The sequence below is a fragment of the Streptomyces sp. enrichment culture genome, from assembly GCF_964273145.1.
Taxonomy (GTDB): domain Bacteria; phylum Actinomycetota; class Actinomycetes; order Streptomycetales; family Streptomycetaceae; genus Streptomyces.
Genome location: NZ_OZ186873.1, coordinates 4,888,409 through 4,914,784 on the forward strand (window position 1 = coordinate 4,888,409; position 26,376 = coordinate 4,914,784).

The 26,376-nt window shown below is 72.0% G+C and carries 18 protein-coding genes; 16 read left to right on the forward strand and 2 right to left on the reverse strand.

All coding sequences use genetic code 11. The features are described from left to right. The first annotated feature begins 125 nt into the window (after positions 1–125). From ACSU6Z_RS22090 to ACSU6Z_RS22145, 12 genes are all read left to right on the forward strand, one after another. Entirely contained in the window at positions 126–5,612 is a 5,487-nt protein-coding gene (locus tag ACSU6Z_RS22090) for a HAMP domain-containing protein (RefSeq protein WP_437048051.1), read from the forward strand. Positions 5,613–5,932: 320 nt separating this feature from the next. Next, the gene (locus ACSU6Z_RS22095) at positions 5,933–6,607 is read left to right on the forward strand and encodes a response regulator (RefSeq protein ID WP_437048052.1); all 675 of its coding nucleotides are present in this window, start codon (positions 5,933–5,935) and stop codon (positions 6,605–6,607) included. Positions 6,608–6,875: 268 nt separating this feature from the next. After that, positions 6,876–9,623 carry a DNA translocase FtsK gene (locus ACSU6Z_RS22100; RefSeq protein ID WP_437048054.1) on the forward strand — a complete coding sequence of 916 codons (2,748 nt, stop codon included), beginning with the start codon at positions 6,876–6,878 and terminating at the stop codon, positions 9,621–9,623. A gap of 261 nt (positions 9,624–9,884) precedes the next feature. Further along, positions 9,885–10,724 (forward strand): helix-turn-helix domain-containing protein, encoded by an 840-nt coding sequence (locus ACSU6Z_RS22105; RefSeq protein ID WP_437048056.1) that lies wholly within the window; start codon positions 9,885–9,887, stop codon positions 10,722–10,724. Between the two features lie 92 nt (positions 10,725–10,816). Further along, entirely contained in the window at positions 10,817–12,292 is a 1,476-nt protein-coding gene (rimO, locus tag ACSU6Z_RS22110; RefSeq protein ID WP_437048058.1) for a 30S ribosomal protein S12 methylthiotransferase RimO, read from the forward strand. Next, positions 12,289–13,272 carry a CDP-diacylglycerol--glycerol-3-phosphate 3-phosphatidyltransferase gene (gene pgsA / locus ACSU6Z_RS22115; RefSeq protein WP_437048060.1) on the forward strand — a complete coding sequence of 328 codons (984 nt, stop codon included), beginning with the start codon at positions 12,289–12,291 and terminating at the stop codon, positions 13,270–13,272. Before rimO ends, pgsA begins: the two co-directional genes overlap by 4 nt. Then, the gene (locus ACSU6Z_RS22120) at positions 13,269–13,814 is read left to right on the forward strand and encodes a CinA family protein (RefSeq protein ID WP_437048061.1); all 546 of its coding nucleotides are present in this window, start codon (positions 13,269–13,271) and stop codon (positions 13,812–13,814) included. The genes pgsA and ACSU6Z_RS22120 overlap by 4 nt, the downstream gene beginning before the upstream one ends. A gap of 109 nt (positions 13,815–13,923) precedes the next feature. After that, complete coding sequence (locus ACSU6Z_RS22125; protein ID WP_437015608.1) at positions 13,924–14,304, forward strand: helix-turn-helix domain-containing protein; 381 nt, start codon at positions 13,924–13,926, stop codon at positions 14,302–14,304. A gap of 251 nt (positions 14,305–14,555) precedes the next feature. Then, entirely contained in the window at positions 14,556–15,026 is a 471-nt protein-coding gene (locus ACSU6Z_RS22130; RefSeq protein WP_437048062.1) for a Dps family protein, read from the forward strand. Positions 15,027–15,093: 67 nt separating this feature from the next. Further along, a complete protein-coding gene (locus ACSU6Z_RS22135; protein ID WP_437048064.1) occupies positions 15,094–15,372 on the forward strand; it encodes a hypothetical protein in 279 nt (92 codons plus the stop codon). A gap of 121 nt (positions 15,373–15,493) precedes the next feature. Next, positions 15,494–15,868 (forward strand): ArsR/SmtB family transcription factor, encoded by a 375-nt coding sequence (locus ACSU6Z_RS22140; RefSeq protein ID WP_437048066.1) that lies wholly within the window; start codon positions 15,494–15,496, stop codon positions 15,866–15,868. Continuing rightward, positions 15,865–16,350 carry an SRPBCC family protein gene (locus tag ACSU6Z_RS22145; RefSeq protein WP_437048067.1) on the forward strand — a complete coding sequence of 162 codons (486 nt, stop codon included), beginning with the start codon at positions 15,865–15,867 and terminating at the stop codon, positions 16,348–16,350. The genes ACSU6Z_RS22140 and ACSU6Z_RS22145 overlap by 4 nt, the downstream gene beginning before the upstream one ends. A 5-nt stretch (positions 16,351–16,355) precedes the next feature. Here ACSU6Z_RS22145 and ACSU6Z_RS22150 read toward each other — a convergent pair whose 3' ends face one another. Together ACSU6Z_RS22150 and ACSU6Z_RS22155 are read right to left on the reverse strand one after the other, a co-directional pair. Then, positions 16,356–17,177: a DNA-formamidopyrimidine glycosylase family protein gene (locus ACSU6Z_RS22150; protein ID WP_437048069.1), complete on the reverse strand. Its 822-nt coding sequence runs from the start codon at positions 17,175–17,177 to the stop codon at positions 16,356–16,358. Positions 17,178–17,244: 67 nt separating this feature from the next. Beyond that, a complete protein-coding gene (locus tag ACSU6Z_RS22155; RefSeq protein WP_437048070.1) occupies positions 17,245–22,155 on the reverse strand; it encodes an ATP-dependent helicase in 4,911 nt (1,636 codons plus the stop codon). 357 nt (positions 22,156–22,512) lie between these two features. On the opposite strand from ACSU6Z_RS22155, the gene ACSU6Z_RS22160 reads away from it, so the two are divergent. From ACSU6Z_RS22160 to recX, 4 genes are all read left to right on the forward strand, one after another. Next, positions 22,513–22,707, forward strand: a complete 195-nt coding sequence (locus tag ACSU6Z_RS22160) for a DUF3046 domain-containing protein (protein ID WP_437048072.1) — start codon at positions 22,513–22,515, stop codon at positions 22,705–22,707. A gap of 138 nt (positions 22,708–22,845) precedes the next feature. Then, entirely contained in the window at positions 22,846–24,009 is a 1,164-nt protein-coding gene (locus ACSU6Z_RS22165) for an AI-2E family transporter (protein ID WP_437050422.1), read from the forward strand. A 302-nt stretch (positions 24,010–24,311) separates the two neighbouring features. Beyond that, a complete protein-coding gene (gene recA / locus ACSU6Z_RS22170; RefSeq protein ID WP_437015594.1) occupies positions 24,312–25,436 on the forward strand; it encodes a recombinase RecA in 1,125 nt (374 codons plus the stop codon). Between the two features lie 3 nt (positions 25,437–25,439). Next, the gene (recX, locus tag ACSU6Z_RS22175; protein ID WP_437048074.1) at positions 25,440–26,348 is read left to right on the forward strand and encodes a recombination regulator RecX; all 909 of its coding nucleotides are present in this window, start codon (positions 25,440–25,442) and stop codon (positions 26,346–26,348) included. The last annotated feature ends 28 nt before the right edge of the window (positions 26,349–26,376 follow it).

A 26,376-nucleotide genomic window follows, 5' to 3' on the forward strand; every position in this document is an offset into this window, starting at 1 on the left:
GGGAAACGGTCCGGCAGCCCGGGCGGGAATGCGCAGCAGTACGGGATATACGCAGTAGTAACCGGTACGCCGAGCGGTTGTACCAGGGCACAGCAGTAACGGTCGACCCCTGCGGGAGGGACACAGTGGAGTCTGGCGCAGCGGCGCGGGGCACGAAGGCGCGCGCGAAAGGCGGACCGTCCCTGAGTAACCGGCGCACATCGCGCAGCGGGACCACCGTGGTGGACACGGCCTCCTTGAACCGGCTGCTCGCGGCTCTGGTGTCGATGCGGGACGGGAACTTCCGCAAGCGGCTCACGGTGACCGGCGACGGCGTGATGTCGGAGATCGCGGCCGTGTTCAACGAGGTCGCCGACCGCAACCTGCACCTGACCGGTGAGCTCGCGCGGGTGCGGCGCATGGTGGGACGTGAGGGAAAACTCACGGAGCGGCTGGAGACCGGCGCCTGCGAGGGGTCGTGGGCGGCCGCCATCGACCACTCGAACGCGCTCGTCGACGACCTGGTGTGGCCGGTCTCCGAGGTGAGCCGGGTGCTGTCGGCGGTGGCCGAGGGTGATCTGTCGCCGCGGATGGAACTGCGGACGCAGGCGGCGGAGGGGGTGTCGGGGCATCCGCTGCGCGGGGAGTTCCTGAAGGTCGCGCGGACCGTGAACAACCTGGTCGACCAGTTGTCGACGTTCACCGACGAGGTCACGCGGGTGGCCAGCGAGGTGGGCACGCAGGGCAAGCTGGGCGGGCAGGCCCGGGTGCGCGGGATGTCCGGTTCGTGGAAGGACCTGACGGACTCGGTCAACACGATGGCGCACCGGCTGACGGCCCAGGTGCGGGACATCGCGCTGGTGACGACGGCGGTCGCCAAGGGAGACCTGTCCCGGAAGGTCACGGTTCACGTGGCCGGGGAGATGCTGGAGCTGAAGAACACCGTCAACACGATGGTGGACCAGCTGTCCGCGTTCTCCTCCGAGGTGACGCGCGTCGCGCGCGAGGTGGGCACCGAGGGCGCGCTGGGCGGGCAGGCCCGGGTGCCGGGGGTCGCCGGGGTGTGGAAGGAGCTGACCGACTCCGTCAACACCATGGCGGGGAACCTGACCGCGCAGGTGCGCGGGATCGCGGAGGTGACGACCGCGGTCGCCAACGGCGACCTGTCGCGGAAGGTGACCGTCCCCGCGCGCGGTGAGGTGGCGCAGCTCGCCGAGACCATCAACCAGATGACCGAGACGCTGCGGATCTTCGCGGACGAGGTCACGCGGGTCGCCAACGAGGTCGGTGCCGAGGGGCGGCTGGGCGGCCAGGCGAACGTGCCGGGCGCGGCCGGCATCTGGAAGGACCTGACGGACTCGGTCAACACGGTCTTCCGGAATCTGACCACCCAGGTGCGGGACATCGCCGCCGTGACGACGGCGGTGGCCAACGGCGACCTGTCGCAGAAGGTCACGGTCGACGTCGCGGGCGAGATGCTGGAGCTGAAGAACACCGTCAACACGATGGTGGACCAGCTCTCCGCGTTCGGCGCCGAGGTCACGCGGGTGGCGCGGGAGGTCGGTGTCGAGGGCGAGCTGGGCGGCCAGGCGCAGGTGCCGGGGGCGGCGGGGACCTGGAAGGACCTGACGGACTCGGTGAACACGGCGTTCCGCAACCTCACCGGGCAGGTGCGCAACATCGCCCAGGTGACGACGGCGGTCGCCAACGGGGATCTGTCGCAGAAGGTCACCGTGGACGTGTCCGGCGAGATGCTCCAGCTGAAGAACACCGTGAACACGATGGTGGACCAGCTCTCCAGCTTCGCCGACCAGGTGACGCGGATGGCGCGGGACGTGGGCACGGAGGGCCGGCTGGGCGGTCAGGCGCGCGTCGACGGGGTGTCGGGCACGTGGAAGGAGCTGACGGACTCCGTCAACTTCATGGCGGGGAACCTGACCTCCCAGGTGCGGCAGATCGCGCAGGTGACGACGGCCGTGGCGCGCGGTGACCTCTCCCAGAAGATCGACGTCGACGCGCGCGGGGAGATCCTGGAGCTGAAGAACACCATCAACACGATGGTCGACCAGCTCTCCGCGTTCGCCGAGCAGGTCACGCGGGTGGCTCGTGAGGTGGGTACGGAGGGCCGGCTGGGCGGTCAGGCGCAGGTGCCGGGTGTCGCCGGGGTGTGGCGTGACCTGACCGACTCGGTGAACGGCATGGCCGGCAACCTCACCGCGCAGGTGCGCAACATCGCGCAGGTGGCGACCGCGGTGGCCCGGGGCGACCTCTCCCAGAAGATCACCGTGGACGCGCGCGGGGAGATCCTGGAGCTGAAGAACACCCTGAACACGATGGTCGACCAGTTGTCCTCCTTCGCCCAGGAGGTCACGCGCGTGGCCCGTGAGGTGGGTACGGAGGGCATCCTGGGCGGCCAGGCCGAGGTGCAGGGCGTCTCCGGCACCTGGAAGGACCTCACCCAGTCCGTCAACGGCATGGCGAACAACCTGACCCTGCAGGTGCGCAACATCGCCGAGGTCACCACCGCCGTCGCCAAGGGCGACCTGTCGAAGAAGATCACCGTCGACGCCAAGGGCGAGATCCTGGAGCTGGTCACCACCGTCAACACGATGGTGGACCAGCTGTCGTCCTTCGCGGAGCAGGTGACCCGGGTGGCCCGTGAGGTGGGCACCGAGGGCATCCTGGGCGGTCAGGCGCACGTGCCCGGCGTCACGGGCATCTGGAAGGACCTCAGCGACAACGTCAACCTGATGGCGAAGAACCTCACCGTCCAGGTCCGCAACATCTCCCAGGTGGCCGCGGCCGTCGCCAACGGCGATCTGACGCGGACGGTGACGATCGAGGCGCGCGGCGAGGTCGCGCAGCTCGCGGACACGTTCAACACCATGGTCAAGACGCTGAGCTCGTTCGCCGACCAGGTCACCAAGGTGGCCCGTGAGGTGGGCACGGACGGCATCCTGGGCGGTCAGGCACACGTGCCCGGCGTGGCCGGCACGTGGAAGGACCTCACCGAATCGGTGAACCAGATGGCGTCCAACCTGACCGGCCAGGTGCGCAACATCGCGATGGTCACGACCGCGATCGCCAAGGGCGACCTGACCAAGAAGATCGACATCGACGCGCGCGGGGAGATCCTGGAGCTGAAGACGACCATCAACACGATGGTCGACCAGTTGTCCTCCTTCGCCGAGGAGGTCACGCGCGTGGCCCGTGAGGTGGGTACCGAGGGCCAGCTCGGCGGCCAGGCGCGGGTGCGGGACGTCGACGGCACCTGGCGGGACCTGACGGAGTCCGTGAACGAGATGGCCGGGAACCTGACCCGGCAGGTGCGCGCCATCGCGCGCGTGGCGACCGCGGTGACCCGCGGCGACCTGAACCTGAAGATCGACGTGGACGCCGCGGGCGAGATCCAGGAGCTTCAGGACTACATCAACAAGATGATCGCCAACCTGCGCGACACCACGATCGCCAACAAGGAGCAGGACTGGCTCAAGGGCAACCTGGCCCGCATCTCGGCGCTGATGCAGGGCCGCCGGGACCTGGAGGACGTGGCCTCGCTGATCATGAGCGAGCTCACCCCGGTGGTGTCCGCGCAGCACGGCGCGTTCTTCCTCGCGTTGCCGCTCGCCGACAACCAGGAGGTCGGCGTGGCCGACGACGATCAGTACGAGCTGCGGATGCTCGGGTCGTACGGCTATTCGATGGGCTCCATGCCGACCTCGTTCCGGCCGGGTGAGGGACTGGTCGGCACGGCCGCCCACGAGAAGCGCACCATCCTCGTGGAGAACGCGCCGAACGGGTATCTGAAGATCTCCTCCGGGCTCGGCGAGGCGCCGCCCGCGCAGGTGATCGTGCTGCCGGTGGTCTTCGAGGGGAAGGTGCTCGGCGTCATCGAGCTGGCGTCCTTCACGCCGTTCACGCAGATCCAGAAGGACTTCCTCAACCAGATCGCCGAGATGATCGCGACCAGCGTCAACACCATCTCGGTCAACACCAAGACCGAGCAGCTGCTGAAGCAGTCGCAGGAGCTGACCGAGCAACTGCGCGAGCGGTCGGCGGAGTTGGAGCAGCGGCAGAAGGCGCTGCAGGCGTCCAACGCCGAACTGGAGGAGAAGGCGGAGCTGCTGGCCCGGCAGAACCGCGACATCGAGGTGAAGAACACCGAGATCGAGGAGGCGCGGCAGGTCCTGGAGGAACGCGCCGAACAGCTCGCGGTCTCCATGCGCTACAAGAGCGAGTTCCTCGCCAACATGTCGCACGAGCTGCGCACGCCGCTCAACTCCCTGCTGATCCTGGCCAAGTTGCTGGCGGACAACGCGGAGGGGAACCTGTCCCCGAAGCAGGTCGAGTTCGCCGAGACCATCCACGGCGCGGGCTCCGACCTGCTGCAGCTCATCAACGACATCCTCGACCTGTCGAAGGTCGAGGCGGGCAAGATGGACGTCTCCCCGACGCGCATCGCCCTCGTCCAGCTCGTCGATTACGTGGAAGCCACCTTCCGCCCGCTGACCGCGGAGAAGGGCCTGGACCTGTCGGTGCGGGTCTCCCCGGAGCTGCCGGCCACTTTGCACACGGACGAGCAGCGGCTGCTGCAGGTGCTGCGCAACCTGCTGTCCAACGCGGTGAAGTTCACCGACTCCGGGTCGGTGGAGCTCGTCATCCGGCCGGCTCGCGACGATGTCCCGCAGGCCATCCGGGAGCAGCTGCTGGAGGCCGGTTCGCTGACCGGTCCGGAGGCGCCGCTGATCGCGTTCTCGGTGACCGACACCGGCATCGGGATCGCGGCCAGCAAGATGCGGGTGATCTTCGAGGCGTTCAAGCAGGCCGACGGCACCACCAGCCGCAAGTACGGCGGTACGGGCCTGGGACTGTCCATCTCGCGGGAGATCGCCCAGCTGCTCGGCGGCGAGATCCACGCGCAGAGCGAGCCGGGCCGCGGCTCGACGTTCACGCTGTACCTGCCGCTGCATCCGAGCGAGCTGCCCCCGCACGGCTACCAGTCGGCCCCGCCGGCCCTGGAGGCGGGCGGGCCGGCGGTCTCCGCGGGCGGGCCCCTGGACCTGCCCGAGGCGGCGGACGCGCGGATCGAGACGCCGGCCGAGGCCAAGCCGTACCAGGATGCGCATCACGACGGCATGCTGTTCCGGCGTCGCCGCAGGGGGCTGCCGGAGCTGGAGCAGCGCCCCGCGCAGCCGGCGGAGCAGTGGCCGGGAGTGGAGCAGGACGCGGCGCCGCGGTCGCACCGGGTCATCCGGTTCGGCGGCGAGAAGGTGCTGATCGTCGACGACGACATCCGGAACGTGTTCGCGCTCACCAGCGTCCTGGAGCAGCACGGCCTGTCCGTGCTGTACGCCGAGAACGGCCGTGAGGGCATCGAGGTGCTGGAGCAGCACGAGGACGTCGCGGTCGTCCTGATGGACATCATGATGCCCGAGATGGACGGGTATGCGACGACCACGGCGATTCGCCGGATGCCCCAGTTCGCCGGGCTGCCGATCATCGCCCTGACCGCCAAGGCGATGAAGGGCGACCGCGAGAAGGCGATCGAGTCGGGTGCCTCCGACTACGTGACCAAGCCGGTCGACCCCGATCACCTGCTGTCGGTGATGGAGCGGTGGATGCGGGGGGAGTGAGGAGTGCCTCGGGACGGCGTGCGGACGTGGTGTGTGCGCACGGCGGGAACCTTGGGATTTCGCGCACAGGTGCCGATCCGGTGTGTGCGGTGCCGTGTAGAAGTGCGGGATTCGGGGAACCTTCTGGTCTCCCACCGCGTTTCTGCTACGTGCACAGTGACATCGCGGTGACAGGGTGTGGTGACAAGCGGGGTGCGGCTACGATGACCGGCACAAGGACGGGCGACGCAAGGGAGTCGTCCTCTGGGGCGGTGCCCGCCGGCGCCTCCCCAAGTCCTGTGGACCGGGGAGGCCCCACGCCGGGGCGAGGAGGGCGGGCCATGGTGCAGAAGGCCAAGATCCTCCTGGTCGATGACCGGCCGGAGAATCTGCTGGCGCTGGAGGCGATCCTTTCGGCGCTCGATCAGACGCTGGTGCGGGCATCGTCCGGGGAGGAAGCGCTCAAAGCACTGCTCACGGACGATTTCGCGGTCATTCTGCTGGATGTCCAGATGCCGGGAATGGACGGTTTCGAGACCGCCGCGCACATCAAGCGGCGGGAGCGGACCCGGGACATCCCGATCATCTTCCTCACCGCGATCAACCACGGTCCGCACCACACCTTCCGCGGGTATGCGGCGGGCGCGGTGGACTACATCTCCAAGCCGTTCGACCCGTGGGTGCTGCGCGCGAAGGTCTCCGTCTTCGTCGAGCTGTACATGAAGAACTGCCAGCTGCGGGAGCAGGCGGCACTGCTGCGGCTGCAGTTGGAGGGCGGCGGCAGGAGCGCGGACGGCGAGGCCAAGGAGCCGGCGGGGCTGCTGGCGGAGCTGTCGGCGCGGCTGGCGGCCGTCGAGGAGCAGGCCGAGGCACTGTCCAAGCAGCTGGGCGACGAATCGACGGACGCGGCGGCGGTGGCCACGGCGGCCCACCTGGAGCGCAAGCTCACGGGATTGCGGCGCGCCCTGGACGCGCTGGAGCCGGGCACCTCCGGCGGTCAGCCCGCGGTGAACTGACGCCCCGGCGGCCCGGCACACGGCGATCGGGCGGACGGCCGGGGACCGGCGCCGTACCGGGCGGTGGCCGTCCTGGGACGCCGGTGTCCCCCGGAGCACCGTGACGCCGGTGCGGCGGGCGCCGTGAAGGCGCGTCAGGTCCCCGTGGGTTGCGCGTGGTCCTCGCCCCTGCCGGCCTGTCAGCCCCACGCCGCCTCGACGGCGACACGAACGGGTGAAGCAGGAGACACACGTGTCCGCTCCCGCCTCCCCCGGTAATCTCACACCCATGGCCCCACGTCCTTCCGCAGCCAAGAAGCAGCCCGCGAAGAAGCCGGCCGCTCCCGTGAAGGCTCCGGCGAGGAAGGCCGCCGCGAAGAGGGCCCCCGCCGCGAAGAAGGCGCCCGCGCGGAGGGCACCCGCCAAGAAGGCCGCGGCGAAGAGGCCCGCACCCGCGTCGGCACCCAGCCCCACCAGCGGCGTGTACCGCCTCGTGCGCGCCCTCTGGCTGGGCCTCGCGCACGCCGTCGGCGCCGTGTTCCGCGGCATGGGGCAGGGCGCGAGGAACCTCGACCCGGCGCACCGCAAGGACGGCGTCGCGCTGCTGCTGCTCGCCATCGCGCTGATCGTCGCCGCGGGCACCTGGGCCGACCTGGAGGGCCCCGTCGGCGACCTCGTCGAGATCCTGGTGACCGGCGCGTTCGGCCGACTCGATCTGCTCGTGCCGATCCTGGTCGCCGTCATCGCCGTGCGCCTCATCCGGCATCCGGAGAAGCCCGAGGCCAACGGACGCATCGTGATCGGCCTGTCCGCGCTCGTCATCGGCGTGCTCGGCCAGGTCCACATCGCCTGCGGCTCGCCCGCCCGCAGCGCCGGCATGCAGGCCATACGGGACGCCGGCGGCCTCATCGGCTGGGCGGCGGCGACCCCGCTGTCGTACACCATGACCGATGTCCTGGCCGTTCCGCTGCTCGTGCTGCTGACGGTCTTCGGGCTGCTGGTCGTGACGGCGACCCCGGTCAACGCCGTCCCGCAGCGGCTGCGACTGCTCGGCGTGCGCCTCGGCCTCGTCCGCGACCCCGCGGCCGAGGAGTTCACCGAGGACGACGAGCGGTACGAGGAGCAGTGGCGGGAGGCGCTGCCGACGAAACCGCGCAGGCGCGGCCCGGTCCCGGCGGCGTACGACGCCGGGACCGCCGAGCAGGAGGCACCGGCCCGGCGCCGCGGCAGCCCCCGGCGGTACGCCGCGCCGCAGCCCGGCACGAACCGGCGGCCGGACGCCGTGGACATCGCCGCGGCGGCCGCCGCCGACCTCGACGGGGCGGTACTGCACGGGATGCCGCCGTCGCCGGTGGTCGCCGACCTCACCCAGGGCGTGCGCGCGGGCGACCGCGAGCAGGCCGTGCCGACCCCGGCGCCCGTACCCGCCGCGCGACCCGAGCAGGAACACCCGCGGCCCGGGCCGGCAGAGCCGAAGAGCGCGGTCCCCGACCTCACCAAGACCCCGCCCGCCGAACCCCGCGACCTGCCGCCGCGCGCCGAGCAGCTCCAGCTGTCCGGCGACATCACCTACGCGTTGCCGTCCCTGGACCTCCTCAGGCGCGGGGGCCCCGGCAAGGCGCGCAGCGCCGCCAACGACGCGGTCGTGGAGGCGCTGACCACCGTCTTCACCGAATTCAAGGTGGACGCCCGCGTCACCGGCTTCACGCGCGGGCCGACGGTCACCCGCTACGAGGTCGAGCTCGGGCCCGCCGTGAAGGTCGAGCGGATCACCGCGCTGACGAAGAACATCGCCTACGCCGTCGCCAGCCCGGACGTGCGGATCATCTCGCCGATCCCCGGCAAGTCGGCGGTCGGCATCGAGATCCCCAACACCGACCGGGAGATGGTCAACCTCGGGGACGTGCTGCGCCTGGCGGAGTCCGCCGAGGACGACGACCCGATGCTGGTGGCCTTCGGCAAGGACGTCGAGGGCGGCTACGTCATGCACTCGCTGGCGAAGATGCCGCACATGCTGGTCGCGGGCGCCACCGGCTCCGGCAAGTCGTCCTGCATCAACTGCCTGATCACCTCGGTCATGATGCGGGCGACCCCCGAGGACGTCCGGATGATCCTGGTCGACCCCAAGCGCGTGGAGCTGACGGCGTACGAGGGCATCCCGCACCTGATCACGCCGATCATCACCAACCCCAAGCGGGCCGCCGAGGCACTGCAGTGGGTCGTCCGCGAGATGGACCTGCGCTACGACGACCTGGCGGCGTACGGCTACCGGCACATCGACGACTTCAACCGCGCGGTGCGCGAGGGGAAGGTCGAACCGCCAAAGGGCAGCGAACGGGAACTCCAGCCGTACCCGTACCTGCTGGTGATCGTGGACGAGCTGGCCGACCTGATGATGGTCGCGCCGCGCGACGTCGAGGACGCCATCGTGCGGATCACGCAGCTCGCGCGCGCGGCCGGCATCCACCTGGTGCTCGCCACGCAGCGGCCGTCCGTCGACGTCGTCACCGGCCTGATCAAGGCCAACGTGCCGTCCCGCCTCGCCTTCGCCACCTCCTCCCTCGCCGACAGCCGCGTCATCCTCGACCAGCCGGGCGCCGAGAAGCTGATCGGCAAGGGCGACGGGCTGTTCCTGCCGATGGGCGCGAACAAGCCGGTGCGCATGCAGGGCGCGTTCGTGACCGAGGAGGAGGTCGCGGCCGTCGTCCGGCACTGCAAGGAGCAGATGGCGCCCGTCTTCCGGGACGACGTCGTCGTCGGCGGCAAGCAGAAGAAGGAGATCGACGAGGACATCGGCGACGACCTCGACCTGCTGTGCCAGGCGGCCGAACTGGTGGTCTCCACGCAGTTCGGGTCGACGTCCATGCTCCAGCGCAAGCTGCGCGTCGGCTTCGCCAAGGCGGGGCGCCTGATGGACCTGATGGAGTCACGCAACATCGTCGGACCGAGCGAGGGGTCCAAGGCGCGTGACGTCCTGGTGAAGCCCGACGAGCTGGACGGCGTGCTCGCCCTGCTCCGGGGGGAGGCCGAAGGATAGGGGGCCGGGGCGCCGTCTGCCCCGCGGAGCCGAGCGGGGCGGACGGGTGCGTGATCGTGACCCATCCGTAGCGGATCATCGAGCAACCGTTTCCCCGCGGTGTACGTCAAGTTGGGGGAAGTGGCAAACAGTGGACCACCGTCGGGATGCCGGGCCATTCCGATGGCGTACAAAGTCCCGCCGCCCGGTTGCCCCACCCGTTTGCATCCCCCCTAGACTGAACGTCCAGCACAGGTGGCTATACGCTCGAAAGGCGCCCCCGTGTCCATCGGCAACTCCCCTGAAGACGAGCGTCCGTTCGAAGACGTTTCCGAGGAAACCCGCCCCTCCATCGGCCGTGCCCTGCAGCAGGCGCGCATCGCCGCCGGGTTGACCGTCGACGACATCAGCGCCGCCACCCGAGTCCGTATCGCCATCGTGCACGCCATCGAGGCGGACGACTTCGCGCCCTGCGGCGGCGACGTCTACGCCCGCGGCCACATCCGGACCCTGGCCAGGGCCGTACAGCTCGATCCGGAACCGCTGATCGCCCAGTACGACGCCGAACGCGGCGGGCGGCCGGCGCCGACCCCGGCCGCGCCGCTGTTCGAAGCCGAACGCATCCGTCCCGAGCGGCGCGGGCCGAACTGGACGGCGGCCATGGTCGCCGCGATCGTCGTCGTGATCGGCTTCGTCGGGTTCACGATGGTCAAGGGCGGCGACGGCGGCGGCAGGGAGCAGGTCGCCGGGGGCGCCGCGCCCACGACCGGGACGTCCGCCCCGCCCCGCGCCGGGACGACGAAGAAGCCCGCCGACCCCAAGCCGGACCCGACCGACAGCGCCATCGCCGCCGCGCCCCGGGACAAGGTGACGGTGCAGGTGAGCGCCCCCGACGGCCGCAGCTGGATCTCCGCCAAGGACCACAGCGGGCGGCTGCTCTTCGACGGCCTGCTCGAGCAGGGCGACTCCAGGACCTTCCAGGACAACTCGAGGATCGACCTCGTCCTCGGGGACGCCGGCGCCATCCAGCTGTACGTCAACGGCAAGAGGATCCAGGACGATTTCCGGCCGGGTTCCGTGGAGCGGCTGACGTACACCAAGGGCGATCCCGAGGTCGGATAAGCGGCCCGGGAGGCGGAGTGGGTACGGGGCCGGCCGGGATCGGCCAACCCCGTCGACGTGGGCCGTCAGCGGGACGAAGTACTCTTGAGCCCATGCCTGAACGCCGTACCGTCGCACTGGTCACCCTTGGCTGCGCCCGTAACGAGGTGGACTCCGAGGAGCTCGCAGGCCGTTTGGAAGCGGACGGCTGGCAGCTCGTGGAGGACGCCGCGGACGCGGACGTCGCCGTCGTGAACACGTGCGGCTTCGTGGAGGCCGCCAAGAAGGACTCCGTCGACGCCCTCCTGGAAGCCAACGACCTCAAGGGCCACGGCAGAACGCAGGCCGTGGTGGCCGTGGGCTGCATGGCCGAGCGGTACGGCAAGGAGCTCGCCGAGGCCCTTCCCGAGGCCGACGGCGTGCTCGGCTTCGACGACTACACCGACATCTCCGACCGCCTCCAGACCATCCTGAACGGCGGGATCCACGCCGCCCACACCCCGCGCGACCGGCGCAAGCTGCTGCCGATCAGCCCCGTCGAGCGGCAGGCCGTCTCGGAGGAGGTGGCGCTGCCCGGCCACGGCGCGCCCGAGGACCTCCCCGACGGCCTCGCCCCGGCCTCCGGCCCCCGCGCGCCGCTGCGCCGCCGCCTGGACGGCTCCCCCGTCGCCTCGGTGAAGCTGGCCTCCGGCTGCGACCGGCGCTGCTCGTTCTGCGCCATCCCCTCCTTCCGCGGCTCCTTCATCTCCCGCCGCCCCGGCGACGTGCTGAACGAGACGCGGTGGCTGGCCGAGCAGGGGGTGAAGGAGATCATGCTGGTCTCCGAGAACAACACCTCCTACGGCAAGGACCTCGGCGACATCCGCCTGCTGGAGGCGCTGCTGCCGGAACTGGCCGCGGTCGACGGCATCGAGCGGGTGCGCGTCAGCTACCTCCAGCCGGCCGAGATGCGCCCGGGGCTGATCGACGTCCTGACCTCGACGCCGAAGGTCGCCCCGTACTTCGACCTGTCCTTCCAGCACTCCGCGCCCGGCGTGCTGCGCGCGATGCGCCGCTTCGGCGACACCGACCGCTTCCTGGAACTGCTCGACACCATCCGGAGCAAGGCTCCCGAGGCCGGCGTGCGCTCCAACTTCATCGTGGGCTTCCCCGGCGAGTCCGAGGCCGACCTCGCCGAGCTGGAGCGGTTCCTGAACCACGCGCGGCTGGACGCCATCGGTGTCTTCGGCTACTCCGACGAGGAGGGCACGGAGGCGGCGACGTACGAGAACAAGCTCGACGAGGAGGTCGTCGCCGAGCGGCTGGCCAGGGTCTCCCGCCTCGCCGAGGAACTCGTCTCGCAGCGGGCCGAGGAGCGCGTGGGCGAGACCGTGCGGGTGCTCGTGGAGTCCGTGGACGACGAGGAGGGCGTGTACGGGCGCGCGGCGCACCAGGCGCCCGAGACGGACGGCCAGGTGCTGCTCACGAGCGGCGAAGGTTTGAGCACCGGTCTTATGGTCGACGCGAAGGTGGTCGGTACGGAAGGTGTCGACCTCGTGGCCGAGCCGCTGCGGGGCTCGCTCGCGTGGAGTGAGGAGGCGGGCAGATGACCGGGATCCCGGCGTCCGCGGCAGGAGGCCCCTCCGGTGCGCGCAGGGTCGGCGCGCGGGTGGTGCCGGGCGCCGCTCAGGCGGGGCCGGTGGCGGCGGGGCGTGCGGTCCCGGGCGGCACCGTGGCACGGGGAGCCGACGCGCGGGGGACCGGAGGGCGCGTGGCCGGTGCCGGCGTCCCCGCCGACGGCGGGAACGCCGGGCCGGGTGGGTCCGGGACGGGTGACGGCGGTGCGCCGGGCAGCGGTGGTGCTTCCGGTGCCGGGGACGAGGCCGGGTTCACGGCCGCTCACGGAGGGGCCCTTGGTGAGGGTGCCGCGTCCGCGGAGGCGGAGTCGCCGGGCGGCGCGAAGCCGGCGCGGGGCGGGAAGCTGGCCGCTGCCGCCGTCGACCAGGCCAGTGTCTGGAACGTCGCCAACCTGCTGACGATGCTCCGGCTGATCCTCGTACCGGGGTTCGTCGCGCTGATGCTGGCCGACGGCGGGTACGACCCGGCGTGGCGCTCGCTGGCCTGGGCCGCCTTCGCCATCGCCATGATCACCGACCTCTTCGACGGACACCTGGCCCGCACGTACAACCTGGTCACGGACTTCGGGAAGATCGCCGACCCCATCGCCGACAAGGCGATCATGGGGGCGGCGCTGATCTGCCTCTCGGCGCTGGGCGACCTGCCGTGGTGGGTCACCGCCGTCATCCTCGGCCGGGAACTCGGCATCACCGTGCTGCGCTTCGTCGTCATCCGCTACGGCGTCATCCCCGCCAGCCGCGGCGGCAAGCTCAAGACGCTCACCCAGGGGGTGGCGGTCGGGATGTACGTCCTGGCGCTGACGGGGCCCCTGGCGACCCTGAGGTTCTGGGTGATGGCGGCGGCGGTCGTCCTGACCGTGGTGACCGGACTGGACTACATCAGGCAGGCCATCGTGTTGCGCAGGCGGGGAATCGCCGAGCGCCGGGCGGCGTTGAAGGAGACGGAAGCTTGAGTTCCCCGGCCGCCGACGTGGTGCGACTCCTCACGGTGAGGGGGGCGACCCTCGCGGTCGCCGAGTCGCTGACCGGTGGTCTCGTCGCCGCGCAGATCACGTCCGTCCCCGGGGCGTCCAAGGTCTTCCTGGGTTCGGTCACCGCCTACGCGACCGGGCTGAAGCACCGGCTGCTGGGCGTGGACGCGGCCCTGCTGGCCGCGCGAGGCGCGGTGGACCCGCAGGTCGCGGCCCAGATGGCGGCCGGCGTGCGGAAGGCGCTCGGCGCCGACTGGGGTGTCGCGACGACCGGTGTCGCCGGCCCCGACCCACAGGACGGACAGCCCGTCGGAACGGTGTTCGTGGCCGTGGACGGGCCCTCGGGAACCGCCGGGGATTCCGCCTCGGGCGGAAAAGTGGAGGCGCTGCGGTTGAACGGAGACCGCGCGGAAATTCGTATGGAGAGTACACGGAGCGTGCTCGGACTCCTTTTGAAGGAGCTTGCGGGCGAACAGACCGGGAATGAGCGGGCACAGGATACGGAACGGAACGGGGGGTTTTGATGTTTGCAGCCCTGAGTGAACACGACATCGCTCCCCGCACGGCCGCGGCGCGAGGCGGTACGGTGGGGCGTGAAGGATGCGGCTACGCGGTCCGAGGAGGGAGCCACCGATGATTCTGCTCCGTCGCCTACTGGGTGACGTGCTGCGTCGGCAGCGCCAGCGCCAGGGCCGTACTCTGCGCGAAGTCTCCTCGTCCGCCCGAGTCTCGCTCGGCTATCTCTCCGAGGTGGAGCGGGGGCAGAAGGAGGCTTCCTCCGAGCTGCTCGCCGCCATCTGCGACGCGTTGGACGTACGGATGTCCGAGCTCATGCGGGAAGTGAGCGACGAGCTCGCCCTCGCCGAGCTGGCCCAGTCTGCTGCTGCCACCCCCAGCAACCCCGTGCCCACGCCGGTTCGCCCCATGCTGGGCTCCGTGTCGGTGACCGGTGTGCCACCGGAGCGGGTGACCATCAAGGCGCCCGCCGAGGCGGTGGACGTCGTCGCCGCCTGAGGACGGGTGCGGGCCTGCGTCACGTCATGGCGCGGATGTGAAGTCGGTGCAGGCCAAGCAGGCTGAGAAGAAGTACGAGGCCCCGGCCGGGGCCGCTCCGGAAAACTCGGAGGGACCCGGCCGGGGTTTTCGTATGGGCGCACCCCCTTCGGTGACGGTGGGTGAGCGACTCTTTCCGGTGCGTTTGCCGGGGCGCGGCGCTGCGGTCATCGTGGAGGGACGTGGCGGGGGGTGAGCCTGCGGAGGTGCCGATGTACGTCGTGAAGAGCCCGTTGTCCGACGCGAATCTGAAGACCGTCTCCGAGGCCCTGCAGGGAGCCCTCGTGGACTTGGTGGACCTGGGGCTGGTGGCGAAGCAGATCCACTGGAACGTGGTCGGGCCGCGCTTCCGGTCCGTGCACCTTCAGCTCGACGAGGTCGTCGGTACCGCGCGCACGCACTCCGACACGGTGGCGGAACGTGCCGCGGCGCTCGGTGTTCCGCCGGACGGCCGCGCCGCGACGGTCGCCGTCGGCAGCGGCGTCGGGGTGACGCCGGAGGGGTGGGTCGACGACGGGACCGCGGTGCGGACCCTCGTGGACGTGCTGGGTGCGGTGATCGGCCGGATGCGGGAGCGGATCGCCGCCACCGGCGAACCGGATCCGGTGAGCCAGGACATCTTCATCCGGATCACGGCGGACCTGGAGAGGCACCACTGGATGTTCCAGGCCGAGAACGGCTGACGCCGTCCCCGGCCGAGGAGCGGACGGCCGGCGCCGGGCCGGAGGCGGTGGGCTGGAGGTGGTGGCCGTGGCAGGGCGGGCCGTGCGCCGGGGGGTCGTACTGGGAGTGGGCGCGCTGTGGTGGTGGGCCGTGCTGAGGCTGGCGGTGGCACCCGGAGCCGGGGTGGTGGAGGGAGTGGTCGCCGCCGGAGGGTGGGGGCTGAGCGTGCTGCCGGTGCACTGCGCGCCGAAGGAACGGGCGGCGGGCGCCGTGGGCACGGGGCGGTGGCGGCGGGCTTGGAGGGCAGGGGCGGCCGGGCGGGAGGGGCGGCGGGGCCGGCCGGACGGTGGCGCCGGTCCGGCGTAGCACTGGCCGTCTTCCCCCTCCCGTGTCCCTCGCGTCGCACGCCGCCTGCGGGCGTCGAGTTTTCCCGCGATCGGTGCCGCCTCTTCACCACCGGACGCCCGGTGAGCTAACATACAACCAAATGGTTGTAGATGGAGTTGTGGGCGATGCCGTGGACCGCCTGTTCCACGCTCTGGCCGATGCCACGCGGCGCGACATCCTCCGCCGCTGCGTGCGGGGCGAGCTGTCCGTGTCGCGGCTGGCAGAGGAGTATCCGATGAGTTTCGCCGCGGTGCAGAAGCACGTGGCGGTACTGGAGCGGGCCGGTCTGGTCACCAAACAGCGCCGCGGGCGCGAACAGCTCGTGCGCACCGAGCCCGAGGCCGTGGACCGGGCGCGGCAGGCCCTCGACGAACTGGAGACGGCGTGGCGCGGACGGGTGGAACGGATGTCCCGGCTGCTCGCCCCGGAGCCCGATCCCCAGGGGAACGACCCGACGGAAGGACAGGAACGATGAGCGTCACCAGCGTGGACAAGGACCTTGACAACCTGACCCTCACCCTGGTCGCCGACTTCGACGCCCCGATCGAACACGTGTGGCAGTTGTGGGCCGACCCGCGGCGGCTGGAACGCTGGTGGGGTCCGCCGGGCTACCCGGCCACCGTGGAGGAGCACGACCTGACCGCGGGCGGCGAGGTCGGCTACTTCATGACCGGCCCCGGGGGCGAGAAGTACCGCGGCTGGTGGCGGATCGCGTCCGTCGCCCCGCCGACGTCCCTGGAGTTCGTCGACGGCTTCGCCGACCGGGACGGAACGCCGAGCACGGACATGCCGACCACCACGGTGCGCATGCGGCTCACCGCACACGGCGGGGGGACGCGGATGGAACTGCGCTCGGTCTTCGACTCCCGCGAGGACATGGAACGGCTGGTGGACATGGGCATGGCCGAGGGCCTGCGGCAGGCGGTCGGCCAGATCGACGCCCTGCTCGCCGCCTGACCCGGTCAGCCGGCCCCGGCCCGGCCGCGCGGCGCGGGCGCGGGGCCCCACTGGCAGCCGGGGCACCAGTAGGTGGGGCGTTCGCGGGAACCGTCGCCCTGGTCGGCGAGGCGGACAAAGGAGCGGCAGCGCAGGCAGGGGCGGGATGCGCGGCCGTACACGAACAGGTCCTGGCCGCTTTGGCCCGTCGTGCGGCGGACCGGGCGGTCCCGGTTGGCTTCCAGGAGTTTCCTGGCGAGTTCCAGGAGCAACGCGGCGCGTTCGGTGGGCAGCTCGCCCACCGGCAGCCAGGGCGTGACGCCGAGCAGGAAGCAGAGCTCGCACTTGTAGACGTTGCCGATGCCGGCGAGGTTGCGCTGGTCGAGCAGGGCCTCGCCGACCGGGCGCGCCGGGTCGGCGAGGAGGTTCGCCAGCGCCCGCTCCGGATCCCAGTCCGCGCCCAGCAGGTCCGGGCCGAGGTGGCCGACGGCGCGGTGCTCGTCGGTGGTGCGCAGGAGTTCCAGGACGGGGAGGCGGTAGCCGACGGCCGTGCGGTCGGCGTTGCCGAGGACCGCGCGGATCTGGTGGGCGGGACCGCCGCTCCAGCGCCGGCCGGGGGCGAACACCCTCCAGGCGCCGTCCATCCGGAGATGGGAGTGCAGCGTCAGACCGCCCTCGATACGCGTGAGCAGGTGCTTGCCGCGCGGGACGACGGCCAGGACCTCGCGGCCGGTGAGGTCGACGGTGGCGTACCGGGGCACCCGCAGGTCGCTGCGGGTCAGCACCTTGCCCGCGAGGGCGTCGTGCAGCCGTCGCGCGGCCTGCCAGACCGTGTCTCCTTCGGGCATGGATCCAGGGTGACACGGCGCAGGAGCACGAGGGCGGGCCGCGCGGGCCGGCGTGGGAACCGCGCCGTCAGGCCCGCAGACGCAGGCCGCGCGGCGTGGCGATGAAACCCGCTGCCTCCAGGAGGGCGCCGAACGGGGAGGTCAGCGCGGCGGCACCGTTGACGCGCTCCACCGTGACCGTGCCGAGGGAACCCTCGCGGGCGGCCGCGGCGAGCGCCTCCACGGCCGCGTGCAGGCGGGGGTCGCCGGCCGCGTGCTCATCCGGGGACGAGGGCCAGGCCAGCAGCGTCTTGCCGCCGCGCTCCATGTACAGCGTCAGCTCGCCGTCGACGAGCACCACCAGGGACCCCGCCTTGCGGCCGGGCTTGTGCCCCGCGCCGGCCGGGGGCTCGGGCCAGGCGAGTGCGGCACCGTAGGCGTTCGCCGGGTCGGCGGCGGCCAGGACGACCGCTCGGGAGGAGGGGGAGGGGCGGTCGCCGGACCGGTGGCCGGGGCGGTCGTGTGCGTAGGCGCCCCATAGGGCGCTCGTGACGTGCTGTGGAGCGCCGCCACGAGGGCCGCCCGCGCCCGGTGCGTCGTAGTCGCGGGGGGAGACGTAATCGCCGGGGGCGAGCCGGTCGAGGGCGTACGGGGAGCCGGCGACGGGGGCGCCGAGGACTTCGGCGGGGGAACCGCCGGGCGGGCCGTAGATCCCCGGGGCGCCGTCGGTGGAACCGGGGCCCGGCAGGGCGTCGCCGCGGTCCCGGGCGTTGGCCACGGCACGCAGACGGTCCACGGCCCCGTCCATGGCGAACTGCGCGGCGCCCAGTCCCTCGACCACGTAGCCGCGCCGCGCCTGACCACTCTCCTCGAACACCGACAGGACGCGGTACGCCGCCGAGAATCCGCCCTCCGCGCCCTCGGCCGCGACGGCGCCCCGGGTCACCACGCCGTGCCGGTCCAGGAGCGTGCGGGCCAGGGCATGGGCGCGCACCGTGGCGTCGGCCTCCCGGGCGGGCAGGAGCGACCAGCGGCCGGCGACGGTCGGCGGGCCGCCGCGGGAAGCGGAGCGGGCCGCGGCCGTCAGGGAGCCGTAGCGTCCCCGTGGCACCGTGCGCCGGGCGCGGTGGGCCGTGGAGCCCGCGGTGCGGCCCGAGCCCAGCAGGGAGCGCAGGGGCGCGAGCGTGTCATTCGTCAGCCGCCCCGACCAGGCCAGGTCCCACAGGGCGTCGGCCAGCTGCGAGTCGGTGACGTCGGGGTGCGTGGTGGCGCGGACCTGATCGGCGATCTGGCGGAAGAACAGGCCGTAGCCGCCGGACAGGACGCCGAGCACCGACTCGTGGAGCGCGGTGAGCTCCAAGGGGTGCGGGGGCGGCAGGAGCAGCGGGGCCGCGTCCGCCAGGTAGAGGGAGACCCAGCCGTCCTTCCCGGGCAGCGAGCCCGCTCCGGCCCACACCACCTCACCGGCGGCGGTCAGCTCGTCGAGCATCGCGGGGGTGTAGTACGCCACCCGGGAGGGGAGGACCAGCTTCTCCAGAGCGGAAGCGGGCACGGCGGCTCCCTGCAACTGCTCGATCGCGCGCACCAGGCCGTCGGTGCCGCGCAGCGCATGACCCTTGCCGACGTGCTGCCACTGGGGCAGGAACTGGGCGAGCGCGGCCGGCGGCACCGGCTCCAGCTCGTGCCGCAGCGCGGCCAGGGAACGGCGGCGCAACCGGCGCAGTACGGCCGCATCGCACCACTCCTGCCCGATGCCGGCCGGGTGGAACTCACCCTGGACCATCCTGCCCGTCGCCGCGAGCCGGTGCAGGGCGCCTTCCGTGACGGCCACGCCCAGGCCGAAACGGGACGCCGCCGTGGCCGATGTGAACGGGCCGTGGGTGCGGGCGTAGCGGGCGAGCAGGTCACCGAGCGGGTCCTTGACCGGCTCGGTGAAGGCCTCCGGGACACCGACCGGCAGCGCCGTGCCGAGCGCGTCCCGCAGCCGGCCCGCGTCCTCGACCGCCGCCCAGTGCTCCGCGCCGGCGACACGGACCCGGATCACGCGGCGGGCGGCGGCCAGCTCCTCGGCCCACCCCGGTTCGGCGCCCCGCTCGGCCAGCTCGGCGTCCGTCAGCGGGCCGAGCACCCGCAGCGCGTCCGCCACGCCCTCCACGTCCTTCACGCGGCGGTCCTCGGTGAGCCACTGCAGCTCGCGCTCCAGCTCCGTCAGCACGTCCGCGTCGAGCAGCTCGCGCAGCTCCGCCCGGCCGAGCAACTCGGCCAGCAGCCGCGAGTCGAGGGAGAGGGCGGCGGCACGCCGCTCGGCGAGCGGGGAGTCCCCCTCGTAGAGGAACTGGGCGACGTAACCGAAGAGGAGGGAACGGGCGAAGGGGGACGGCTCCGGCGTGGTGACCTCGACCAGGCGCACCTTGCGGGACTCCAGGTCGCCCATCAGCTCGACCAGGCCGGGGACGTCGAAGACGTCCTGGAGGCACTCGCGGACCGCCTCCAGGACGATCGGGAACGATCCGTACTCGCTCGCCACCTCCAGCAGCTGGGCGGCGCGCTGGCGCTGCTGCCACAGCGGGGTGCGCTTGCCGGGATCGCGGCGCGGCAGCAGCAGCGCGCGGGCGGCGCACTCCCGGAAACGGGCGGCGAACAGGGCCGAGCCGCCCACCTGGTCGGTGACGATCCGGTCGACCTCGTCCTTGTCGAAGACGACGTCGGCCGCGCCCACGGGCGCCTGGTCCGCGTCGTACCCGGTGCCGGCCCTCACCGGCTCCTGATCCAGCAGGTCCAGACCCAGCAGATCGGCGTCCGGCAGCCGCAGCACGATGCCGTCGTCGGCATGCATGACCTGCGCGTCCATCCCGTACCGCTCGGACAGACGGGTACCGAGGGCGAGGGCCCAGGGGGCGTGGACCTGGGCACCGAACGGGGAGTGCACGACCACCCGCCAGTCGCCGAGCTCGTCGCGGAACCGCTCCACGACGATCGTCCGGTCGTCCGGGACGTGGCCGCACGCCTCGCGCTGCTCGTCGAGGTAGGACAGCACGTTGCCGGCCGCCCAGGCGTCCAGGCCCGCGGCGCGAAGGCGCGTGCGGGCGTCCTCCTTCGGCAGGGAGCCGACCTCGCGCAGGAACGCGCCCAGCGCGCGGCCCAGCTCCAGCGGGCGGCCCAGCTGGTCGCCCTTCCAGAACGGCAGCCGCCCCGGGACGCCCGGGGCGGGGGAGACCAGGACCCGGTCGCGGGTGATGTCCTCGATGCGCCAGGAGCTGGTGCCCAGCGTGAACACGTCCCCCACGCGGGACTCGTACACCATTTCCTCGTCGAGCTCGCCGACCCGGCCGCCGCCCTTCTTCGGGTCGGCCCCCGCGAGGAAGACCCCGAAGAGTCCCCGGTCGGGGATCGTGCCCCCGGAGGTGACCGCCAGGCGCTGTGCTCCCGGGCGTCCGGTGACCGTGCCGGCGACGCGGTCCCACACCACCCGCGGGCGCAGTTCGGCGAAGGCGTCGGACGGGTAGCGGCCCGCGAGCATGTCCAGGACGGCGGTGAACGCCGACTCGGGCAGCGAGGCGAAGGGGGCGGCGCGGCGGACCGTGGCGAGCAGGTCGTCGACCTGCCAGGTGTCCATCGCCGTCATCGCGACCAGCTGCTGCGCCAGGACGTCCAAGGGGTTGGCGGGGATCTTCAGGGACTCGATGGCGCCGGAGCGCATCCGCTCGGTGACCACGGCCGCCTGGACGAGGTCGCCGCGGTACTTCGGGAAGACCACGCCCGTGGAGACGGCGCCGACCTGGTGACCGGCGCGGCCGACGCGCTGCAGGCCGGAGGCGACCGAGGGCGGGGACTCCACCTGGACGACGAGGTCGACCGCGCCCATGTCGATGCCGAGCTCCAGGCTGGAGGTGGCGACCACGGCGGGCAGGCGGCCCGCCTTGAGGTCCTCCTCGACGAGGGAGCGCTGCTCCTTGGAGACCGAGCCGTGGTGGGCGCGGGCGATGACCGCGGGCGCGCCCTGGGCGGCCCCGGAACCGCCCATCAGCGCGGCGGGGGCGTGGTCCTCGCCGAGGGGTTGACCGGTCGCGCGTTCGTAGGCGATCTCGTTGAGCCTGTTGCAGAGGCGCTCCGCGAGGCGGCGGGAGTTCGCGAAGACGATCGTGGAACGGTGGGACTGGACCAGATCCGCGATCCGCTCCTCCACGTGGGGCCAGATCGAGGGGCGTTCCGCGCCCTCGGTGCCGTCGGCGGCCGGGGAGCCGCCCAGCTCGCCCAGGTCCTCGACCGGGACGACGACGGAGAGGTCGAACTCCTTGCCCGACTCCGGCTGGACGACCTCCACCTTGCGGCGCGGGGAGAGGAAGCGGGCGACCTCGTCGACCGGACGGACGGTCGCCGACAGGCCGATGCGGCGGGCCGGGCGGGGGAGCAGCTCGTCGAGGCGCTCCAGGGAGAGCGCGAGGTGGGCGCCGCGCTTGGTGCCGGCCACCGCGTGCACCTCGTCGAGGATGACGGTCTCGATGCCGGTCAGCGCGTCGCGCGCGGCCGACGTCAGCATCAGGAACAGGGACTCCGGGGTGGTGATCAGGATGTCCGGGGGACGGGTGGACAGGGCGCGGCGCTCGGCGGGCGGGGTGTCGCCGGAACGGATGCCCACCCTGACCTCGGGCTCGGGCAGGCCCAGGCGGACGGATTCCTGGCGGATGCCGGTGAGAGGGCTGCGGAGGTTGCGCTCGACGTCGACGGCGAGGGCCTTCAAGGGGGAGACGTACAGGACGCGGCAGCGCTTCTTCGGGTCGGCGGGCGGGGGCGCGGAGGCCAGCTGGTCCAGGGCGGCGAGGAAGGCGGCGAGGGTCTTTCCGGAGCCGGTGGGGGCGACCACCAGCACGTCCGAGCCCTCCCGGATGGCCTGCCACGCGCCGGCCTGGGCGGCGGTGGGCGCGGAGAACGCGCCCGTGAACCAGCCGCGGGTCGCGGGGGAGAAGCCGTCCAGGGCCCGGTGTGCGGAGCTGACCATGCGTCCATCGTGCACCGGGGGACTGACAATCGGGCTGTGCGCGCTGTGCGGCGGCTGGCTGACCGGGCCGCGCAGGCCGGCTCCATCGCGTGGACGTGTCCGCCGTCCTCGTTGCGGCGGGCGTCCGGTGCCGTCTCCGCCGGGCCGGCACCACCGCCCCGGTGGCGGAAGGCGAAGGGGCGCTGTTCCGGCCACGCGCGCGGTGGGCCGGACGAGACGTCCGGCGCGGGCGAACGGGGAGTGCGGGGAGTGCGGGGAAGCTCCGGTTTCGGCCGTGGGCCGGACCGCGGGGGAAGGGAGCGGCCTTGGCAGGCGGGCCGGGCTCGGACCCGCCCCGGGGGGCGGGATACTGGGGGCATGCGGTTGACGGTCTTCTGGCAGCGGATGGCGGACCACTTCGGTCCCGGTTACGCCGACACCTTCGCGCGCGATCACGTGATGACGGAGCTCGGCGGGCGTACGGTGCGGCAGGCCCTGGACGCCGGCTGGGACGCCAAGGACGTGTGGCATGTGGTGTGCACCGTCATGAACGTGCCACAGGAGAGGCGCTGATCGGTTACGAAGATCATGGAAAGGTGATCGGCTGCCGGTGGCGTGGGCGAGACTTGGTCCGTGGCACCCATTGACGAGAGCTCACCCCCGCCCGGCCCGACGCCGCCCGCCCGGACCACCACCGGACCGGGCTCTCGCATGCCGCGGTGGCTGCCGCGCGCCATGGTGCTGGCCTTCGCCCTCTATGCCGTGTTCCAGCTTGGCAGCTGGGCCTTCCACCAGCTCACCGCCCTACTGATCAACATCCTCATCTCCTTCTTCCTGGCCCTGGCCATCGAGCCCGCGGTGAGCTGGATGGCCGCGCGCGGGATGCGCCGAGGCCTGGCCACCGGTCTGGTCTTCCTCGCCGTGATGGTCGTCGCCGCGGGTTTCGTCATCCTGCTCGGGTCCATGCTCGCGGGCCAGATCGTCAGGATGGTCGAGGACTTCCCCGAGTACCTCGACTCCGTCATCAACTGGGTCAACACCCACTTCCGCACGGAGCTGAGACGGGTGGACATCCAGGAGGGCCTGCTCCGTTCCGACTGGCTGCGCACCTACGTGCAGAACAGCGCCACCGGCGTCCTGGACGTGTCCGCCCAGGTCCTCGGCGGCCTCTTCCAACTGCTGACGATCACGCTGTTCTCGTTCTACTTCGCCGCGGACGGCCCCCGGCTGCGGCGTGCGCTGTGCTCCGTCCTGCCACCCGCCCGGCAGGCCGAGGTGCTGCGCGCGTGGGAGATCGCGGTGGACAAGACCGGCGGCTACCTGTACTCGCGCGGTCTGATGGCGCTGGTCTCCGGCGTCGCCCACTACGTCCTGCTCGAGGTCCTGGGCGTGCCCTACGCGCCCGTGCTGGCGGTGTGGGTGGGACTGGTGTCGCAGTTCATCCCCACCATCGGCACCTATCTCGCGGGCGCGCTGCCCATGCTGATCGCCTTCACGGTCGACCCCTGGTACGCGCTGTGGGTGCTGATCTTCGTCGTGGTCTACCAGCAGTTCGAGAACTACGTGCTGCAGCCCAAGCTGACCTCGAAGACCGTCGACATCCATCCCGCGGTCGCCTTCGGCTCGGTCGTCGCGGGCACGGCTCTCCTCGGGGCCGTCGGCGCGCTGATAGCCATTCCGGCGGTCGCCACCCTGCAGGCGTTCCTCGGGGCGTACGTGAAGCGGTACGAGGTCACCGACGATCCCCGTGTCCACGGGCGCCGGGATCGCGGATCGGGTCCGGGACCGCTGACGCGCGTGCGGGGGCTGTGGGCGCGAAGGGCGGGAGCGGCGGGGCCGGGGAGGGTCGGTGACCCTGGGAAGGGTCCCTCCTGAGGTGTCGGCCCCCTACCCGCCCGCCTGGGCAGGCGGGCGGGAACGGTGTGGTGGTTCGGGGACCGGCCGTCCCGGAGCGCGGTCGCGGGTCCCGGGGGCCGCGTGGGGCGCTTGACACAAAAATCGAACATCCATTCTCATGGAGGCTGTGGTCGGGCTCAAAAGCGGGGGTTTCGTCCGAATTTCGGTCGATAGGTACCCGAGTTGTCCACAGGCCCGGCCCGCGTCGAGGCGCATTGTCAGTGGCAGGCGTTAGCGTCTTTGACGTGAAGCGATCGACTCAAGCAAACCGGGTGGAACCCATGGCAGGAACCGACCGCGAGAAGGCTCTGGACGCCGCCCTCGCGCAGATTGAACGGCAATTCGGCAAGGGCGCGGTCATGCGCATGGGCGAGCGGTCGAAGGAGCCCATCGAGGTCATCCCGACCGGGTCGACCGCGCTCGACGTGGCCCTCGGCGTGGGCGGTCTGCCCCGCGGCCGAGTGGTGGAGATCTACGGACCGGAGTCCTCCGGCAAGACCACGCTGACCCTGCACGCCGTCGCCAACGCGCAGAAGGCCGGTGGCCAGGTCGCCTTCGTGGACGCGGAGCACGCCCTCGACCCCGAGTACGCGCGCAAGCTCGGCGTCGACATCGACAACCTCATCCTCTCCCAGCCCGACAACGGTGAGCAGGCCCTGGAGATCGTGGACATGCTGGTCCGCTCCGGCGCCCTCGACCTCATCGTCATCGACTCCGTCGCCGCGCTCGTCCCGCGTGCGGAGATCGAGGGCGAGATGGGAGACAGCCACGTCGGTCTCCAGGCACGCCTGATGAGCCAGGCACTGCGGAAGATCACCAGCGCGCTCAACCAGTCCAAGACCACCGCCATCTTCATCAACCAGCTCCGCGAGAAGATCGGCGTGATGTTCGGCTCTCCGGAGACCACCACCGGCGGCCGGGCGCTGAAGTTCTACGCCTCGGTGCGCATCGACATCCGCCGCATCGAGACGCTGAAGGACGGCACGGAGGCGGTCGGCAACCGCACCCGCTGCAAGGTCGTCAAGAACAAGGTCGCGCCGCCCTTCAAGCAGGCCGAGTTCGACATCCTCTACGGCCAGGGCATCAGCCGCGAGGGCGGCCTGATCGACATGGGCGTGGAGCACGGCTTCGTCCGCAAGGCCGGTGCCTGGTACACGTACGAGGGCGACCAGCTCGGCCAGGGCAAGGAGAACGCTCGCAACTTCCTCAAGGACAACCCCGACCTGGCCAACGAGATCGAGAAGAAGATCAAGGAGAAGCTGGGCGTGGGCGTGCGCCCCGAGGAGCCGGCCGCCGAGCCGGGCGCGGACGCGGCGGTGTCCACCGCCCCGGCCGACGCCGCGACGGTGCCCGCACCGACGACCGCCAAGGCCGCCAAGCCCAAGGCCGCGGCGGCCAAGAGCTGACCCGTGACACGACGGACCGACTGGGCCGAGCACGCCTCCCTGGACGCGGTCACGCGTGAGCCGGGGAGAGCGGACGGGAGGTTTGCCGGGGCGGGCGGCGACGGACGCGGCGGGGACTTCGCCGGGGCCGGTGACCGCGCGTACGGGGAGGAGGGGGCCCCGGGCCGGGCGGACGCGCACGCGTGCGCGAACGGCTGGTACGACGGCGAGGCGGGTTCGGCCGCGGACCCGGACGGCAACGCCGTGTACGACGACGGTTCGCCCGGTGAGGGAGGAACGCGTCGCGGCGGTGGCCGGGCCCGTGGCGCGGGTGGCGCCTCTCGAGGGCGTCGCCGACGGGGCGACGGGGAGCCGTTCACCCAGGACGGAGGTGCCCCCGCCTCGTCGAGGGCCGAGAAGGGGGGACCTCCAGGGGATCCGGTCGAGCGGGCACGGGCAATCTGCCTGCGCCTGCTCACCGGGACCCCGCGCACGCGGAAGCAGCTCGCCGACGCCCTGCGCAAGCGGCAGATCCCGGACGACGCCGCGGAGGAGGTGCTGTCCCGGTTCGAGGAGGTCGGACTGATCGACGACAGCGCCTTCGCGGACGCCTGGGTGGAGTCCCGGCACCACGGCCGCGGCCTGGGCCGGCGGGCTCTGGCCCGGGAACTGCGGACCAAGGGCGTCGATCCCACCCTCATCGACGCGGCCGTCTCCCAGCTCGACTCCGAGCAGGAGGAGGCCACCGCGCGGGAACTCGTCGACCGCAAACTGCGCTCCACCCGGGGCCTCGACCGCGACAAACGACTCCGCCGTCTCGCCGGCATGCTGGCCCGCAAGGGCTATCCCGAGGGCATGGCCCTCAGGATCGTGCGGCAGGCGCTGGAGGAGGAGGGCGAGGACACGGACTTCCTCGGCGACGAGGTGTACTGAGACGAGCGTTCCGCCGGGACGCGCGCGA

Coding starts and splice junctions, on each gene's coding strand:
- ACSU6Z_RS22095 (WP_437048052.1), top strand. CDS start 5,933: ATGGTGCAGAAGGCCAAGATCCTCCTGGTCGATGACCGGCCGGAGAAT.
- ACSU6Z_RS22100 (WP_437048054.1), top strand. CDS start 6,876: ATGGCCCCACGTCCTTCCGCAGCCAAGAAGCAGCCCGCGAAGAAGCCG.
- rimO (WP_437048058.1), top strand. CDS start 10,817: ATGCCTGAACGCCGTACCGTCGCACTGGTCACCCTTGGCTGCGCCCGT.
- pgsA (WP_437048060.1), top strand. CDS start 12,289: ATGACCGGGATCCCGGCGTCCGCGGCAGGAGGCCCCTCCGGTGCGCGC.
- ACSU6Z_RS22125 (WP_437015608.1), top strand. CDS start 13,924: ATGATTCTGCTCCGTCGCCTACTGGGTGACGTGCTGCGTCGGCAGCGC.
- ACSU6Z_RS22130 (WP_437048062.1), top strand. CDS start 14,556: ATGTACGTCGTGAAGAGCCCGTTGTCCGACGCGAATCTGAAGACCGTC.
- ACSU6Z_RS22140 (WP_437048066.1), top strand. CDS start 15,494: ATGGTTGTAGATGGAGTTGTGGGCGATGCCGTGGACCGCCTGTTCCAC.
- ACSU6Z_RS22145 (WP_437048067.1), top strand. CDS start 15,865: ATGAGCGTCACCAGCGTGGACAAGGACCTTGACAACCTGACCCTCACC.
- ACSU6Z_RS22150 (WP_437048069.1), bottom strand. CDS start 17,177: ATGCCCGAAGGAGACACGGTCTGGCAGGCCGCGCGACGGCTGCACGAC.
- ACSU6Z_RS22155 (WP_437048070.1), bottom strand. CDS start 22,155: ATGGTCAGCTCCGCACACCGGGCCCTGGACGGCTTCTCCCCCGCGACC.
- ACSU6Z_RS22160 (WP_437048072.1), top strand. CDS start 22,513: ATGCGGTTGACGGTCTTCTGGCAGCGGATGGCGGACCACTTCGGTCCC.
- ACSU6Z_RS22165 (WP_437050422.1), top strand. CDS start 22,846: ATGCCGCGGTGGCTGCCGCGCGCCATGGTGCTGGCCTTCGCCCTCTAT.
- recA (WP_437015594.1), top strand. CDS start 24,312: ATGGCAGGAACCGACCGCGAGAAGGCTCTGGACGCCGCCCTCGCGCAG.